Source organism: Streptomyces sp. NPDC037290 (genome assembly GCF_055603245.1).
The window spans coordinates 1-15547 of record NZ_JBVJVZ010000040.1 but is presented as its reverse complement, the minus strand read 5'-3'; the positions used below and the strand labels follow the sequence as shown (position 1 = coordinate 15547).

Annotated in this window: 15 protein-coding genes; 7 read left to right on the top strand and 8 right to left on the bottom strand. The window is 70.7% G+C overall.

Features of this window, described 5'->3' with window-relative positions; translation table 11 throughout:
• Positions 1 to 414: 414 nt before the first annotated feature.
• The 5 genes from ACZ7HQ_RS42245 to ACZ7HQ_RS42225 all read left to right on the top strand — a co-directional run bounded on the left by ACZ7HQ_RS42245 (position 415) and on the right by ACZ7HQ_RS42225 (position 5761).
• Positions 415 to 2061 (top strand): NAD-dependent malic enzyme, encoded by a 1647-nt coding sequence (locus ACZ7HQ_RS42245; protein ID WP_471002075.1) that lies wholly within the window; start codon positions 415 to 417, stop codon positions 2059 to 2061.
• Between the two features lie 172 nt (positions 2062 to 2233).
• Positions 2234 to 3391, top strand: coding sequence for an FUSC family protein (locus tag ACZ7HQ_RS42240; RefSeq protein ID WP_471002073.1), 1158 nt, complete (start codon positions 2234 to 2236; stop codon positions 3389 to 3391).
• 124 nt (positions 3392 to 3515) lie between these two features.
• Positions 3516 to 4358 carry an SDR family oxidoreductase gene (locus ACZ7HQ_RS42235; RefSeq protein WP_471002070.1) on the top strand — a complete coding sequence of 281 codons (843 nt, stop codon included), beginning with the start codon at positions 3516 to 3518 and terminating at the stop codon, positions 4356 to 4358.
• 22 nt (positions 4359 to 4380) lie between these two features.
• Positions 4381 to 5436: a class I mannose-6-phosphate isomerase gene (locus tag ACZ7HQ_RS42230; RefSeq protein ID WP_471002067.1), complete on the top strand. Its 1056-nt coding sequence runs from the start codon at positions 4381 to 4383 to the stop codon at positions 5434 to 5436.
• Positions 5437 to 5533: 97 nt separating this feature from the next.
• A complete protein-coding gene (locus ACZ7HQ_RS42225) occupies positions 5534 to 5761 on the top strand; it encodes a hypothetical protein (protein ID WP_471002064.1) in 228 nt (75 codons plus the stop codon).
• 96 nt (positions 5762 to 5857) lie between these two features.
• Here the strand turns inward: ACZ7HQ_RS42225 and ACZ7HQ_RS42220 are convergent, their stop codons facing one another.
• The gene (locus tag ACZ7HQ_RS42220; protein WP_471002061.1) at positions 5858 to 6085 is read right to left on the bottom strand and encodes a DUF5133 domain-containing protein; all 228 of its coding nucleotides are present in this window, start codon (positions 6083 to 6085) and stop codon (positions 5858 to 5860) included.
• Positions 6086 to 6305: 220 nt separating this feature from the next.
• Here ACZ7HQ_RS42220 and ACZ7HQ_RS42215 point away from each other — a divergent pair, with 220 nt between their 5' ends.
• Complete coding sequence (locus ACZ7HQ_RS42215) at positions 6306 to 7304, top strand: L-threonylcarbamoyladenylate synthase (protein ID WP_471002058.1); 999 nt, start codon at positions 6306 to 6308, stop codon at positions 7302 to 7304.
• Positions 7305 to 7329: 25 nt separating this feature from the next.
• Here the strand turns inward: ACZ7HQ_RS42215 and ACZ7HQ_RS42210 are convergent, their stop codons facing one another.
• From ACZ7HQ_RS42210 to ACZ7HQ_RS42190, 5 genes are all read right to left on the bottom strand, one after another.
• Positions 7330 to 7971: a carbonic anhydrase gene (locus ACZ7HQ_RS42210; protein ID WP_471002054.1), complete on the bottom strand. Its 642-nt coding sequence runs from the start codon at positions 7969 to 7971 to the stop codon at positions 7330 to 7332.
• Between the two features lie 1238 nt (positions 7972 to 9209).
• Positions 9210 to 9476 carry a DUF4235 domain-containing protein gene (locus ACZ7HQ_RS42205; RefSeq protein WP_471002051.1) on the bottom strand — a complete coding sequence of 89 codons (267 nt, stop codon included), beginning with the start codon at positions 9474 to 9476 and terminating at the stop codon, positions 9210 to 9212.
• Between the two features lie 5 nt (positions 9477 to 9481).
• The gene (locus ACZ7HQ_RS42200; protein WP_471002048.1) at positions 9482 to 9964 is read right to left on the bottom strand and encodes a DUF3618 domain-containing protein; all 483 of its coding nucleotides are present in this window, start codon (positions 9962 to 9964) and stop codon (positions 9482 to 9484) included.
• Positions 9961 to 10332, bottom strand: a complete 372-nt coding sequence (locus ACZ7HQ_RS42195; protein ID WP_471002104.1) for a phage holin family protein — start codon at positions 10330 to 10332, stop codon at positions 9961 to 9963. Before ACZ7HQ_RS42195 ends, ACZ7HQ_RS42200 begins: the two co-directional genes overlap by 4 nt.
• 162 nt (positions 10333 to 10494) lie before the next feature.
• Positions 10495 to 10914 carry a DUF2382 domain-containing protein gene (locus tag ACZ7HQ_RS42190; RefSeq protein WP_471002045.1) on the bottom strand — a complete coding sequence of 140 codons (420 nt, stop codon included), beginning with the start codon at positions 10912 to 10914 and terminating at the stop codon, positions 10495 to 10497.
• 124 nt (positions 10915 to 11038) lie between these two features.
• On the opposite strand from ACZ7HQ_RS42190, the gene ACZ7HQ_RS42185 reads away from it, so the two are divergent.
• The gene (locus ACZ7HQ_RS42185) at positions 11039 to 11266 is read left to right on the top strand and encodes a cold-shock protein (protein WP_471002043.1); all 228 of its coding nucleotides are present in this window, start codon (positions 11039 to 11041) and stop codon (positions 11264 to 11266) included.
• 13 nt (positions 11267 to 11279) lie between these two features.
• On the opposite strand, the gene ACZ7HQ_RS42180 is transcribed toward ACZ7HQ_RS42185, so the two are convergent.
• Positions 11280 to 14930: a DUF4062 domain-containing protein gene (locus tag ACZ7HQ_RS42180; RefSeq protein ID WP_471002040.1), complete on the bottom strand. Its 3651-nt coding sequence runs from the start codon at positions 14928 to 14930 to the stop codon at positions 11280 to 11282.
• Between the two features lie 5 nt (positions 14931 to 14935).
• The gene (locus ACZ7HQ_RS42175; protein WP_471002037.1) at positions 14936 to 15352 is read right to left on the bottom strand and encodes a hypothetical protein; all 417 of its coding nucleotides are present in this window, start codon (positions 15350 to 15352) and stop codon (positions 14936 to 14938) included.
• Positions 15353 to 15547 lie beyond the last annotated feature (195 nt).

Genomic DNA, 15547 nt, shown 5'->3' with positions numbered 1-15547 from the left:
CCGACTCCCCAGGAGGTCCGCATCAAAACTCGGCACGACCCGGTGCGGACGGCCCCGGGCCTCTCACCTGCCCCCAACAGACCAGGCCAGAGTCCGGCCGACAGCGCGGGCAGCGCCCCGCTCGTTGTACGCGTGTGGACGACGAACGGGGTGTTCTGGGCCGGCCGCGCCCGCGCTGCGGTTCCGCACCGAGCCGTCCTCGCCCGGCTCCTGGGGCGATGACCCACACCCTCGCCGTGGCGCGCCCCTGCTGGGCCACGCGGTCGGCCGGGCCGTCGTCGGGGGCCGACCACCGCGAGGTCCGGGGCGATGACCGGTCGGCCTTCCGGCACGGGACAACTCGTCGTGCGGGCCGTTTCGCCGACGACTGCCCGGGAACTCCGGAGCGGAAGACCAGTCGACGGAGGAGCACACATGTCCTCGCGCGACAGCCCCGACGGCCGGGCCCGGCTGACCGATGCGCTGCGGAACAAGGGGGTGGCTTTCACCCGGCGGGAACGTGAGCGGTACGGCCTGACAGGAGCGCTCCCACCCGGCGTGCTCTCCCTCGACCAGCAGGCCCGCCGGGCCTGGGAGCAGGTACAGGCGCAGTCGGACGACCTGGCGAAGAACGTCTGCCTGGAGCAGTTGCACGACCGCAACGAGGTGCTCTACCACCGCCTGCTGACCGACCACCTGACGGAACTGCTGCCCATCGTCTACGACCCCACGGTGGGGCAGGCGATCAAGCGGTACAGCCACGAGTACCGGCGTCCGCGCGGTGTGTACCTGTCCATCGACCACCCGCAGGACGTACGGCCCGCGTTCGAGGCACTCGGCCTAAGCCCGGACGATGTCGACCTGGTGGTGGCCACCGACGGCGAGCAGATCCTCGGCATCGGCGACTGGGGCGTGGGCGGCATGCAGATCTCGGTCGGCAAGCTGGCCGTCTACACGGCCGCCGCCGGACTCCACCCGGGCCGCGCGGTCCCCGTCGTGCTCGACGTCGGCACCGACAACCAGGCACTGCTCAACGACCCGCTGTACGTGGGCAACCGGCACAGCCGGACACGCGGCAAGGACTACGACACGTTCGTCGCCGCGTACGTGGACGCCGTGCGGGACCTGTTTCCGCACGCACTGCTGCACTGGGAGGACTTCGGCCCCGGCAACGGCCGCAGGCTGCTGGAGACGTACGGCGATCAGGTCTGCACGTTCAACGACGACATGCAGGGCACCGGTGCCGTCACCCTGGCCTGCGTGCTGAACGCGGCGCGCATGTCCGGCACGCCGATGCGCGAGCAGCGGGTGGTCGTCTTCGGTGCGGGCACCGCCGGCGTGGGCATCGCCGACCAGCTGCGCGACGCCATGGTCCGCGACGGCCTGGACCGCGAGGAGGCGGTGGCACACATCTGGTGTGTGGACCGGCAGGGCCTGCTGTTGCGCTCCACCGACGGGCTGCGCGACTACCAGCGGCTCTACGCGCGCCCCGACGAGGAGTGGTCGGGCGGCGGCGAGCAGCCGATCGGACTGCGGGAGGTCGTGGACCGCGTCCAGCCGGCCGTGCTGGTCGGCACCTCGACCGTGCACGGGGCCTTCGGCGAGGACGTCGTGCGGTCCATGGCCGCGCACGTGGAGCGGCCCGTGGTGCTGCCGCTGTCCAATCCCACCGACAGGATCGAGGCACTGCCGGAGGACGTGCTGAAGTGGACCGGCGGCAAGGCCCTCGTCGCGGCCGGTGTCCCGTTCTGCCCCGTGGAGCTGGACGGCACCTCGTACGTCATCGGTCAGGCCAACAACGCCCTGGTCTATCCGGGGATCGGCCTGGGGGCCGTCGTGGCGCGCGCTTCCCGGATCACGGACGGCATGCTCCAGGCGGCGGCCGAGGCGGTGGCGGGCCTGGCCGAACTGTCGGCTCCGGGTGCCCCGCTGCTGCCGCAGGTGGAGAACCTGCGGGCCTCGTCGGCCACGGTGGCCGTGTCCGTCGCCCGCCGCGCCGCCGAGGAGGGGGTGGCGCGCGCCGCGCTGGACGACGTCATCCAGCAGGTGCAGGACGCCATGTGGCAGCCGGAGTACGCATGACGCGGCACAGGCACCTTCCCCGCGGCCGGTCGCTCGGGGAAGCCGACGCCGCCCACGGCTGTCCCGCCGTTCCCCGGGGCGGGTCCCGAGCGGCCGGCCGGTGCACCGGCCTCCCGGCGGGTCCCGCGACAGGCCCGCACGCGACAGCCGACCGTACCGGCGGGATGAGGACGTGCTGAGCCGCAGGTCGGCGGCGGTGACGGCGAACCGGTGGCGGCTCGGCGAGGTGCTGGGGCGGGCCAGGGACACCGACTGGTCGCGAGCGCTGCCGGGTGCCGGGCTGGGGTACGCCGTCGGGGCCGGTGCGGTGCTCGCCGCCGCCACGGCTCTGTGGGGGCCGCGGCCAGGCATGATTGTCGCCGCGGGCGCGGTCAACGCGGGCACGGTGGGCACCACGCCGGGGCTCGCCCGGCCGCGCGCCGCCATGGGGGTGTCGCTCGCCGCGCTGGCCGCGGCGGCCTTCCTGGGCATGGTCACGGCGCGCCGGCCCGCCCTCTCCGTCGTCACACTGGTCCTGCTGGGGGCCGTCGCGGGGCTGCTCGCCCGCACCGGGCAGGCGGCCTCCACGACAGGAACGCAGGCCATGGTGGGCTTCGTCACGCTGGGCCGCTCGCCCCAGCCGCCGGACACCGCCGGCGTGCTGGCCGCCGGGATCGTGGCCGGAGGCCTCGCCCAGATCCTGCCGGGTCTGGTGCTGCGCGGTGCCACACCAGGCAGCGCGGTGCGGCACCGGGCGTCCGCCGTGCGTCCGGGCCCCGAGCCGGACGTCGGGCGTCCGCCGCTAGGGGAGGCAGTGCGGTCGACGGGCCGCGCGCTGGTGTCCACGGATCCGCAGGCCCGCTGGCACGCCGTCCGGCTCGCCCTGGGGCTGGCGCTCGCACAGGCGGCTGCGGTGTGGCTGCTGCCGGCGCAGCGCGGGTACTGGATCACGCTGACCGTGCTGAACGTGCTCAAACCGGCCTGGGTCACGACCGCGAGCCGGGGCGTGGACCGCTGGGTGGGCACGCTGGTCGGGGTGCTCGTGGTGGGAGGCGTGGCCGACGCCGTCGGCCTGCGGGGCGTCGCCCTGGTGGCAGCAGTGACGGTGCTGCTGTGGGGCGCCTTCGCGCTGCAACCGGTGAACTACGCGCTCTTCTGTGCCTGCATCGCCGGGTACGTCGTGCTCTTCCTGCAGGTCGTGGCCGCTCCCCCGGGCGATTCGGCCGTCTACCGCGCTGTCGACACCACGCTCGGCGGACTGCTGGCCCTGTTTCTGCACGCCTGGGTGCGTCGGCCGGGCAGTCGGCCGAGCAGTGACCGACCGGGCCCCGGGGCGACGAGGAACGGGTGATCCGCGCGGTTTCTCCGCAGCGTTCCAGGCAACCCGTGCCCCAGGTGTCCGGGGACGGAGCAGGGCGGTGACGCCTTGCGCACCGTGCCATGTCTCCCGCACAGGACCAAGGATGTGATGTGTCATGTCGCAGCCCGCGCAGCAGCAGCGACCCCCCGGTACGGAAGCGGAGATGCGGCCCAGGCCCGATCACGGGGAGCACAGCTACCAGGGGTCGGGCCGGCTGGCCGGGAAGGCCGCGGTGATCACGGGCGGTGACAGCGGCATCGGCAAGGCGGTGGCCATCGCCTTCGCGCGGGAGGGCGCGGATGTGCTCATCTCCTATCTGCCCGAGGAGGAAGGGGACGCCCGCGACACCGCGCGCTGGGTGAAGCAGGCCGGACGCGAGATCGTGCTCGTGCCCGGCGACCTGGCCGACCGGGCGCACTGCGGCGAGGTGATCGACCGGGCGGAGGAGGCGTTCGGCCGCATCGATGTCCTGGTCAGCAACGCGGCGTTCCAGATGACCCGTACGTCGCTGGAGGAGATCCCCGACGAGGAGTGGGACCGCACCCTGGCGATCAATCTCAGCGCGATGTTCCACCTGTGCAAAGCGGCGGTGCCCCGCATGCGGCCGGGGGCGTCCATCATCGCCACCACCTCGGTCAACTCCGACATGCCACCGCCCGCTCTCCTGCCCTACGACGTCACCAAGGCGGGCATCGCCAACATGGTCGGCGCCTTGGCGCAGCTGCTGGGCGAGCGGGGGATCCGCGTCAACAGTGTGGCTCCCGGGCCCATCTGGACACCCCTGATCCCCGCCACGATGCCGCCGGAGCAGGTCGAGAGCTTCGGCTCCCAGGTGCCGCTCAGCCGCCCCGGCCAGCCGGCCGAGGTCGCCCCGGTCTATGTGCTGCTCGCCTCCGACGAGGGGTCGTACGTCTCCGGCGCCCGTATCGCGGTCACCGGCGGCCAGCCGATCCTCTGAGGCCGCCGAGGAGAGCGCACCCGTGGAGTGGTACCCGCTGCGCCTGACCACGCCCGTCAGGCAACACGTCTTCGGCGGCCGCGTCCTGGCCGACCGATGGGGCCGCGCGGGGCTGCCGGACGGTCCGGTCGCCGAGACGTGGGAGGTCAGCGACGTCGACGGCGAGGTGGCGACGGTGACCGCCGGCCCGCTGGCCGGGCGCACCCTGCGCCGGCTGGTCGAGGAGTACCCGCAGGAGCTGGTGGGCCGCGGCTGGCGCGGTGCGCGCTTCCCCGTGCTCACCAAGCTCATCGACGCCACCGGGATGCTCCCGGTCCACCTGCACGCCGACGACGAGACCGCCCGGCGTCTCGAAGGCGAGCCCAACGGCAAGACCGAGGCGTGGCACATCCTCGACGCAGCCCCGGGAGCCACCGCCCTGGCCGGTACCCAGCCGGGCGTCGACCGCGACCGGCTCAGGCGGGCGCTGGTGGCCCAGGACTTCGACGCCGTCCTGCGCCGTCTGCCCGTGCGCGCCGGGCAGACCCTCTACGTCCCCGGCGGCACCCTGCACAGTTTCGGTCCCGGCACCGTCGTCTACGAGATCGAGCAGACGTCCGACATCCAACAGCACGCCATGCGTCGCCGGATGGAGGACGGCTCGCCGATCGCGGACGAGGAGTGGCGGGCGAACATCGAACGGCTTCTGGAGGAGTGGCGTCCCGAGCCGCGTCCCGACTTCCGCTCCGGGCTCGGCGTGCCGGTGGACGACGGGGTGGAGCGCACCGTGCTGTGCGCCGGACGCCACTTCGCGCTGGAGCGGTGGCGGGCCGGCACCGCCGCGCCGCTGATACACCGGTTCTCCACCGCCATGGTGCTCACGAACGCGGGGCTGCCCGTCACCGTGGACACCCCGGCGGGAGGCGAGCGACTCGCCCGCGCGGAAAGCCTGTTGCTGCCCGCCGCGCTGGGCCGCATGCGCATCGAGGGCCCGGCCGACGTCCTGCTCGGCTACCTCCCCGACCTCGACACCGACATCCGCACGCCTCTGCTCGCCGCCGGCCACGGAATGGACGCGATCGCCGCGCTGGGCGAATGACGGCACGTCTCGGCGCGCGAGCGTGGCCACCGGCGGCGCACCGGGCCCTGGCGCACCGCCATCCGGGATGCTCGCCGCCCGCGAACCGGAAGACGTCATGGTGGAGGCACGGGCCCTTGTGGTCCGGGATCCCACGGCCGTCGACAACGTCATGGGGCTGAGGACGTGGGTCCACACCGCCGCCGCTCGCGGACACCTCGACCCGTCCGAAGCTGAGAGGTTCGTCGTCGAGTTCGACCAAGCGGTGCGCGCCGGACGCTTCACCTACGCCGTGACCTTCTTCCTGGCCTCGGGGCAATCTGCCGGCCTCCGCCCCCGACAGTGAGTCCCGCGCGGGCCAGACCACGAGACTCCGTCTTCCGTCGCTTCCGGCCGACCCTGGGAACCGTCCTCCCGAACAGCCGGGGCGGTCTTCCCGACGTCAGGCGGCGACGAGCGAGTCGTCCTCGGGACGCGCTCCCGGCAGCTGGTGACGTGCGGCGATGAGCGCCGCGTCGATGTCGCGGGTGCCCGTGGACACGCACAGCGCGTACGCGACATCCTCCATACGCTGACGGGCCTCCGGAGTACCGTCCTCGGCACACAGGACGCGCAGCGTGTCGTGCTGCTCGACCAGCTTCCTCAGCACGGCGGGATGCGCCATCAGCATCGGAAAACCTCCCAGGCTGTCGCTTTCAACGCCACTACACCGCACCGCATGCCCCGGCGCTCCTCCGTCATTCCACCGGACCGGGACCGACGGGGCCTCGTTGCCGAAGGCCCGAACGGGTGCCCTCCGGCTGCCTCCACCATCCGGCGAGTGGCGGCGGGGTTGGCGCTGAGGTTGATCACGACCGTCGCCGGTCGTTTGTGCTCCTAGGATTGCGAGAGTGACAGCAAGACCCAGTGACATCGAGAAGGCAGCCGGTGTGCTGCGCGCCGGCGGCCTGGTGGCCCTCCCGACCGAGACCGTCTACGGTCTGGGCGCCAACGCCGAGGACCCCGCCGCCGTTGCGCGCATCTTCCAGGTCAAGGGACGTCCGCCGTCCCACCCGCTGATCGTCCACATCGGCGGCGCGGAGCAGCTGGACGACTGGGTGCAGGACGTGCCCGCGACGGCCCGTGTGCTGGCCGAACACTTCTGGCCGGGGCCGCTCACACTGGTCCTGCGGCGCGGTCCCCGGGTGCCCCTCGAAGCGACGGGTGGTTTGGAGACGGTGGCCGTGCGCGTGCCCGACCACCCGGTCGCCCTCGCGCTGCTGTCGGCCTTCGGTGGCGGTGTCACGGCCCCGTCCGCCAACCGCTTCGGCTCGGTCAGCCCGACCACCGCGAACCACGTCCGTGCGGAGTTCGGCGAGGCGGTCGACTTCGTGCTGGACGGCGGCCCCTGCGAGGTCGGCGTGGAGTCGACCATCGTCGACGCCACGGGCGAGATCCCGAGCATCCTTCGGCCCGGCGGAGTGACACGCGAAGACCTCGAAGCGGTGCTGGGCCGTCGGCTTGCGGTCCCTTCGACGAGCCGTGTCCGGGTGCCGGGCCAGCATCCGTCGCACTACGCGCCGCGGGCGCGAGTCGTCCTCGTCGAGCCGGAAGAGGTCGTCGCCGAAGCGGAGCGCGCGCAGGAGCTGGGGCACCAGGTGGGTGTCTTCCTTCCCTCCGCTTTCGCCGGCGCCCCGGTGAAGGCGCACGCCGTGGTGGCACTCCCTGGTTCGACGGCCGACTACGCGCGCGGGCTGTACGGGTTCCTGCGCGAACTCGACCAGCAGGGGTGCGACCTCATCGTCGCGTCCCTGCCGGCGGAGGAGGGGCTGGGACTGGCGATCGCCAACCGGCTCCGCCGCGCCGCGGGGCCACGTCCCTCCTCGGTCCCCGGCCTTCAGGAACGCTGAACACCGGGGTGGCCGGCGGCGGGTTTCACCGTGTGGGGGCAGCAGCCCTGCTCAGTCCGTGGGAGGCGACCAGTTGCGCACTGCCGTCGGCCAGGCGGTAGGACAGACCCACCACGGCAAGCCGGCCGGCGGCCACTCGCTCGGCCAGGACGCGGGAGCGTTCCAGCAGCAGGTCGACGGTGAGCCTTATGTGCTCGGCCAGGATCTCCTCGGGCTGCTCGCGTCCGGCGGCGCGGGCCGCCAGCACACTCGGGGTCACCCGCTCGACGACGTCACGGACGAAGCCGGCGGGCACCCTGCCACCGTCGGCGGCGGCCCGGGCAGCCGCGATGGCCCCGCACGAGTCATGGCCCAGCACCACGACCAGCGGGCAGTCCAGCACACTCACGCCGTATTCGATGCTTCCCAACGCCTCCGAGCCGACGACGTGCCCGGCGTTACGCACCACGAACAGGTCCCCGAGCCCCTGGTCGAAGATGATCTCGGCGGCCAGCCGGGAATCGGAGCAGCCGAACAGCACCGCGAAGGGATTCTGGGCCGGGGCGGTCTCGGCGCGGCGTGCGGCGTCCTGGTTGGGATGCTCCGGCGAGCCGGCCACGAACCGGTGGTTTCCTGCCAGCAGCATCTCGAAGGCATCATCGGGAGTCGGCGTCAGGGACTCAGTCATGGCGGAAGGTTACGGCCGGCCCCGCCAAATCGCGCGGCCGGATCCACGGATGGCGGCCGGCTCCACGGATGGCGGCCTGCGCACCTTGCGCGGCCGGCACTCCCAGACGCAGGGCGCGGTGTCGCTCTTGGTGGCCGGCTGCGGTGCGCCGCGCAGCTGCTCCGCCCACAACGGTCCGCCCGCACCGCCTGGCCCTCAAGCCACTTCCCGCGAGGCTGTCACTCGCCGACCGGCGAGGTCCCGCAGGGCATGGGGTGTACGCCGACAGGAGTGGATCTGCCGGGGCGGCCGGAAGCCATCCACGCGGCACTGAGACCACCGGGCCGTGACACCACGCAGCGGGAGGGGTCCCGGCCAGGGCGCACGCCTGATGGCGCTACGCGACCGTCATCCCCGCTGCCCGTGGGCGGTTCGGCGGTCGTGGGGGCGGGGCAGTTCGTGGGTTGAAGAGGGAGCAACTCGCAGGGACGCAGGCCCACGGATGCATGAAGGCTGAAGGCAGCTTGGCTCCCAGTGCTGGGCTCTCCCGCGGTGGACACGGAAGATGGCCGGGGCGCCGAGGCAGTCGCACCCGCCCCGGGGTCTGAACCGCCTCCGCCTACCGCGTTGTCCGCGGCGCAACCAGCCCTCATGACGCCCGCCCGGAAGCCCGCTACGCGCGAGCACCAGGACCGCCCGCACGGTCTATCCGGAGGCGTCGCCCTCCCGGCTCGACGAAGGCGTGGCGGTGCCCGGCACTCGGACAACCCCGATGCCCCACCGGGTGCACCGGAACCGATGGGCGCCGGATCAGGCCGGCCACCCCCCGCCCGTCCTGCTGCACCCGGACACGTTGATTCGCCGCGTGCTTGCGCTGGCGCATCACCGGCTGCGCCCCCGGGTTACTCGGGTGGGTCGGCGCGTGTGGGGAGCTGCTGCCAGCAGCGGTGGACGTGCTGTTCAGCCTCCCGCACGACGGAGGCGGCAGCGTCGGATGAGAGCGCGGCTGCTGAGGGCGCGGCCCTTTCGGCGCGGCGTGTGGTGCTACCGCGCACCGGGAGGGCGACGCGGCCTCGTCCGCCGTCGTGCAGGAGGACTGCCCGGGCGACCAGAATCGTGGCGGTGACTGCTGCAGCGGTCAGCGCGGCAGCCGCGTGCTCATTGGACATGGCTGTGAGGAGTCCTTCCAGGGGTACCGGTCGGGGGGATGAGAGGGCCGGAATCCGTGTCGTACCGGCCCTCCCACCCCCTTTTGCGCGTCAGCCGGGCCAGGTTCCGGTCAGACTGCGGGTGGCGGTGGCTCCGGCGCGGTCGACAGCCGCCTTGACCGCGGCGAAGATCGCGCCTTGCAGCGTGGCGGCCAGCAGCACCTCCGGCCAGGAGCGATCTTCGTCGGTGGCGTCCGGGGCGTCATCATCATGGCCGAGCACCTTCCACGTCTGCTTGAACAACGCTCCCGCAGCCATGCCGCTGACGGCGCCGAGCGCGAGGCCGACCGGCTTGTAGGCGATCTTCGATGCCTTCACCCGGCTCACCCCTTCCGGTGGCGGCAGGCCAGCCACAGCACGACGGCCACGCCCGCTCCCGCCAGCAGCAGATTGCGGTTGTCCCGCGCCAGCTGCGCCCCCTGGGCCGTCTTGTGCCGCACCGGCTCGGGCGCCTTCTTCTCCCACAACTGACCGGCCTGAGCCGCCTTCGCCCGGGCCTGTTCGGCGGCCTGGGCGGCCTTGTCCTTGACGGGGTCGGGCAACCGGTCCTGCGCCTGGTGGGCCAGATCGGCGGCCTTCGCCTTCAGCTCCCCGGCCTTCAGGGCAGCTTGCTCCTTCAGCTCCCCGGCCTTCGCGGCGGCCTGTTCCTTGGCCTCAGCGGCCTTCTCCTGGGCGCGCGCCTTGACATCGGTCTTCGCCGCGAGCGCCTCGACCGTCTCACCGAGCTCCTCGCGGGTCTGCTCGACCTGCTCACGCAAATCCTCGGTGCTGGCGGCGGTGGGCTCGTCGTGGGGCGGCTGGGTCATCGGTGCGCACTCTCCTTGATCTCGGCCACGTCGGCCTTCACGTTCTCGACCGTCTGCTGCGGCGCGGGCGGCGCGGCCTGGCCGACCTGCTTCTTTCCACTCATGGCCATCACCGCGGCGATCACACCCAGCACCGCCGTGACGATCAGCGCCGCCGCCCACACCGGCAACGGCACCGCCAGCGCCGCGATCACGGTGGCGACCAGCGCCTGCAGCATCAGGAAACCGACGACTCCGGCGCCGCCGAACAGGCCACCGCCCTTGCCGCAGCGCTTGCCCTTTTCCTTCATCTCCGCCTGCGCCAGCCTCAGTTCGCCTCGCACCAGCTCGGTCAGCTGCTGCGAGGCCCGCTGTACCAGCTCGCCCACCGGCTCCTGGCCGAAGCGGTCCGTGCTGTGGTCGGATCCGGCAGAGTGCGGCTGCGTGCTCGACACGGCGGTCACCTCCCGTCCCTCTCAAATTCCTGCAGGCCGGGCCTGCGTCACGCGCCCGACCATCCGATGAGCGCGCGAGTACCCCGAACGGACGAGTTAAGGGCAGCTGTGGCTCACTTGCAGCAAGGGCCAGGAGGCGGGCCTGCGGGGTTTGACCGCGGATGCATGGGTGAGCCGCGTGGTGCGGACAGGTTGCGGCGGCGGCCTGGCCGGCTTGTCCCCGGTGTGCCTGGCGGCTCGCCCGCCGGGCACACAGCCGGCCCGCTCGAGCAGGTTCCGAGCGGGCCGGCGCGCCTCTTGCGAGGGGGGCGCGGTGTCAGGTGCCGCGCCGTTCTTCGTTGTTCGCGCCGTCGGGTCGAGCTGTTCCTTGCGGACCTGGCCGCGCACCGTTTCCTCTCCGGTGCGTTCCTCTGCGGACAGGCGCACCCGCTGCACCGGCACCGTCTCGGTCTTCGTCACGGGGCGTTCCTCGTGCAGGTTGAATGCGGCCTGGCTCGACACGTCGCGATCAGCCACAGCGAGCAGGGCCCCCAACCCCTATACGCCGATCGGATGCTGCCTGAACCGTCCCGCTGCTCGCCGCGAATCCCCTATATTCATAGGAGTTTGGACGCCACATCAACGGAACTGAGGAGCGTTCATGGCGCAGGGAACCGTGAAGTGGTTCAACGCAGAGAAGGGCTACGGATTCATCTCCCAGGACGATGGTGGCCCAGATGTCTTCGTGCACTACAGCGCGATCAACGCAACCGGCTTCCGCAGTCTTGAGGAGAATCAGCGAGTGGTGTACGACGTCACACCGGGCCAGAATGGGCCTATGGCGGAAAACGTGACATCCAGCGCGGATCCCTCCTGGGATATCGCCTAGACGGCCGCCTCGTTCACCTCATCGGCCGCCTACGCGGCAGTCGCCATCCCCTGTTCTTGCCTTGCAGCAGTCGCTCGATTCCGTCTTGGTGGGGGAACTCAGCCCGTTCAGCACCCGCGTCCGGCAGTGGGACGAGCCGGGCGCCAAGGCGGGCTAGTGAAAGTTCGGCCCTCTCAAGTTCCCAGCGGTAGGTGAAGCGGGGGCCGTCCGCCCACGCCCGTCGACGCGCGAGGAGGGCGCACTCCACCGCCTCCGCCTCGCGGCCGAGCAACTCCAATGCCGCTGCCAGGAGCTGATGGGGTCGATCGGACTCGTGCAGGCGGGGCATCGCCTTACGACACTCCTCGATGGCGACTGCCGCCTCGTCACGTCGCCCCAGGTGAGCCAGAGCGAGGGCGTTCTCGGCAGGTAGTACCTCCTGCCCGCCGACCCTGCGCAGCCGGTCGATGTCGTCGGCGACAGACTTGGCGCGGATATGATCACCCTTGTCGACCGACATCTCAAACTTCAAAGCGGAAAGGCGAAGCCTGTTCCGCCAATCGGAAGATTCACGTTCAGCCTGTTCGATCTCGGCGACCTCGATGCCGATGCCAGTTCGATGGCCGAGTACAAGTCTCCAGTATCGGACGTCACTTGCGAACCAGGGGTTGTTTCCCGACCTCATGGGCGACGTTGCGTCCAGAACGGCGAGCGCGTTGCGGGCAGCGACGGCATCTCCGCTGATGGCTTCGAGAATTGCCATGCGCAGGCGCAGCGCGAGACCGTCACCAAGGTGTTCCCCCCTCTCCCCCATTCCCAGCAGAGCGAGCGCCTTCGCGTACATCGCCAGTCGGCCCATGGAGCGGTAGTGGGTAGCCGCTCGTCCCAGGGAAGTGCGGACCTCATGGATGTCACCGAGCGCGAGTAGATCACCGAGAAGAGCAAGTTCGAGCGACAGCCCACGGCTGTGCCGACCTGCCAGATGCAGAGCGATGGACAGGCAGGCACGCATTTGGATTTCACTGGTGGCTTCGTACGGCTCCAGTAGTTCCGCCACCGTGGCATTGGCTCCGAAACCAACGAGCAGGGGGTTGGCCAACTGCCTGTTCCAGAGCGATGAAGCCGCCCCGTGCTGCTGGGCTCCGGTGAGGGCACGGAACAGCGCGATGGTCTGTTGCAGATCCTCGACACTGGTCACCTGGCCGAGGTCCGCCGGCGGATTGGCGTGGAAGTAGTCCCTGATGCGCTCATTGGCGCCGATGCGCTCACTGCTGTCGAGCCGATTGTGGGCGTAGGCGCGCACCACGGGATGCATGTCGTACGTGTTGGCCGTCCTGTTCCACCACAGCAAGCCGCGGACTTCCAGGCTGCGCAGCGCACTGTCCAGGAGCGCCCCTGCCCTGTCGGATCGGCCTTCGGCCAGTTCGGTATACGGGTTGATACTGCTGAGCAGGTCCCAGCCGACCGCCCCGGTCAGGACCGAGAGCCAGCCCAGCAGCCGGGACTCGGCTGGGTCGAGGCCGTCCAGAGCTGCGGCGAGAATGTGGTTGCGGCGGGCGGTGAGGTTCACCTTGTGAATCTCGAAGGGCTGAGCCCTGCGCCAGCTGCCGAAATCCCCAGGCGCCTGCCGGTGGTCGCGCACCAGCCCGGCGACGATCGTGATCAACAGCGGGTGGTTGCCCAGCGGGTGGAAGAACTCTCTGATTTCTTCCGTGCCGCCGGTGACGCCGAGCCGGCCGAGCAGTTCCTGCACGTCGCGGTCGCTGAGACCGGGAAGCCGCAGGTGTCGGACCCCGGGCAGCAGTCCCCCGCCCGGCCCCTCCAAGGCGTCGGGGACCATCCTCGTACTGACCAGGATTTTCGATGGGGCGGCCGCAACAAGGCGGCGGACGAAGTCGTAGCCGTGGCCTTCGATCATCGCGTGCTTGTTGGCCCGGCGGTCGGCGTCGACATCGTCGTCCGTAACCTTGGAGGGATCGCAACGGTGATAGGCCATGAGAAGCCGCTCGAACCCATCGAGCACGACAAGGAACGGTCGCCTGCTCAGTTCGTTGATGACGAGACTCGGCACATGGTCCCTCCGGACCCTGCGTATGTCGAACGACTGGTCCGGCCTCAGGTAGCCGAGCAGCTCATACATGAACCGCTCCATGTATGCGGAGCCGTCGTAGAAACTCCACCAGAAGCTGCCCGCCAGCTCGTTCATCACGGTTGGGGCGCGCTGTGTCGCCCACTGCCATGTGAGGGCGCTCTTGCCCGTCCCGCCGATCGCGTCGACCACCATGACGGGGTCGGCCGACTGTGCCCACCCATCGAGGTCGGCGAGTTCAGGGGAACGGCCGGTGAACGGTGTGCCGCCTACGTAGACAGGCAGGGCACACATGTCCGGCGGCACCGGCAGGCTTCGGCTCGCCGCCTGCCGCTGGCGCCGATCGGTTTCCCTGTGCATCTGGCGGGGCGCCAGGTGGCGGTTGAGTGCCTGGAAGAGTTCCTCCCTGAACTTCGCGGGTGACGAGAGGGCCCTGGCCGCGTGCCGCGCCTCGAGACGAGTTTTGAAGACAGACAGGTCCCGCGGTTCCGCGACGGGCCGCTCCGGCACGACTGTGTCTGGGGCCGGCCCGAGAGGCTTGGGACCGGCGAGGAACGGAAGGACGACGATACGGTCGTCGGCTGTCGCGGCCTCGTATTCCCACTCGGTGTAGTCGGCTCCCTCTTCGGTCGGACATCCGCCGTCTCGGTCGCCGAGGAGGAGAACGAAGACACGGCAGTCAGCGATCCATTGACGGCGTTCGCTCATCGTTGGCGGTGGCTCGGACGAGAGGCCGTCCGGGAGGACGGGAACCAGACCATGACGGCGGCAGACATCGGCGGCGACCTCGCGGTAGGGCTCGGGTACGCCGGACCCGCAGGAGATGTAGACCTTCGCTCCGGCCCGCAATCCGACCGCGGCCCGTGGCGGTCCAGCACGACCGGGTACGCCTGCGACGGTTCGGGACTCGGCCTCCTCGACTTCGGGAAACACTACGCCGATGTCGCTGATGCGCCGACAGATGACGCTGCCGCCGAGTGCGCCGTCGTCTCCGGCCGCCCGCGGGTATGAGGTGACGATGCCTACGACCCGCTCGACGCCGTCCGGGAACCGTCGCAACAGGGGACCGCCCGACATACCGTCCGGCCACTCCGCGAAGCGCGCGGCGAATGCGTCCGCGGACACCCGGACCGCTGGCCTGTTTCCGATCACCTGGTCGGCCGTCTGCACCTTCCCTACGTACAGGGTCGCGTAGTGTGCCGCGTTGCGCAGGGGGAAGCCCCCGATCCGGACGGCATCGTGGGCGGACACCTCCGACGCCAGGGGAAGGGCGATCCGTTCGAGGTATGCGAGGAGATGCGCACCGCTGAGCCCCTCGATTCTGCTCCCGTCGACGGCAAGCAGTGCCGCGTCAAGTTCGGGGCAATGTGCCTCGTATTCCAGGGGAACGTCGATGAAGTCGGCCGCGGTGTTCGCCTGCGGCTGCAACCGGAGCCATGGACGGGCCTTGGTCCCTCCCAGAGGCCGTACGCAATGCCACGCAGTCAGTACGCGGCGCCTTCCGATCACGAAGGCACTGCGCAGATCGCCGCCCTGGGGCCAGTCACCGCGTTCCGCCTCACTGAGCAGCCGCCCCACGGCAGCCTCGGTCGACATCGCGATCAGGTCCCGGCCACGGGCCGTTTCTGGAGCCTAAGAGTCACTTCGACCGTTGCTTCACCAGAAGCCGTGAGCAGTGCCTCTACGGCTTTGCCCGCACCCAGTACGGCCTTGACACCGAACTTCAGCTCCACATCTCCGATGTCGAACGACCCCGTATCGAGCACGCCCTCCCCGGAATCGGCACCGCGCGCGTCGATGCCCCCGACCACGCCCGCTACCACCAGGGCCACTTCGCGTCCGACCGCCTCGGCTGCGGTACGCAGGACGTCCTCGCCCAGCACGGCCATGCGGTTTCTGGTGCCGTTTTCCCGTCGCCGACGTCCCGCGGCAGGAGCGTGTCCAGTGTCATCCATCTCATCGGTCGTGAGGTCGGAGTCAGGGGCCTCGCCCAGCAACACACCCACCGTGACGTCCACAAAGCCCCCAGGAATTCCGGAAACGGCAGGGCATCACCCTAGGGCATCGGTACGTCATGCGCTGTGGGAACCCGGGGATCCATCGGGGGCTTCCCCCAGCCCACTAGGGCGTGTGTCAAAAGTGGATCTTGAACATGGGATGATCTTGGTTTGTGGCACGTGGAGATCTGACGGACGCGCAATGGGCGGTGCTGG

Coding starts and splice junctions, on each gene's coding strand:
- ACZ7HQ_RS42225 (WP_471002064.1), top strand. CDS start 5,534: ATGGTGGAGGCACGGGCCCTTGTGGTCCGGGATCCCACGGCCGTCGAC.
- ACZ7HQ_RS42200 (WP_471002048.1), bottom strand. CDS start 9,964: ATGACCCAGCCGCCCCACGACGAGCCCACCGCCGCCAGCACCGAGGAT.
- ACZ7HQ_RS42245 (WP_471002075.1), top strand. CDS start 415: ATGTCCTCGCGCGACAGCCCCGACGGCCGGGCCCGGCTGACCGATGCG.
- ACZ7HQ_RS42220 (WP_471002061.1), bottom strand. CDS start 6,085: ATGCTGATGGCGCATCCCGCCGTGCTGAGGAAGCTGGTCGAGCAGCAC.
- ACZ7HQ_RS42235 (WP_471002070.1), top strand. CDS start 3,516: ATGTCGCAGCCCGCGCAGCAGCAGCGACCCCCCGGTACGGAAGCGGAG.
- ACZ7HQ_RS42185 (WP_471002043.1), top strand. CDS start 11,039: ATGGCGCAGGGAACCGTGAAGTGGTTCAACGCAGAGAAGGGCTACGGA.
- ACZ7HQ_RS42210 (WP_471002054.1), bottom strand. CDS start 7,971: ATGACTGAGTCCCTGACGCCGACTCCCGATGATGCCTTCGAGATGCTG.
- ACZ7HQ_RS42180 (WP_471002040.1), bottom strand. CDS start 14,930: ATGTCGACCGAGGCTGCCGTGGGGCGGCTGCTCAGTGAGGCGGAACGC.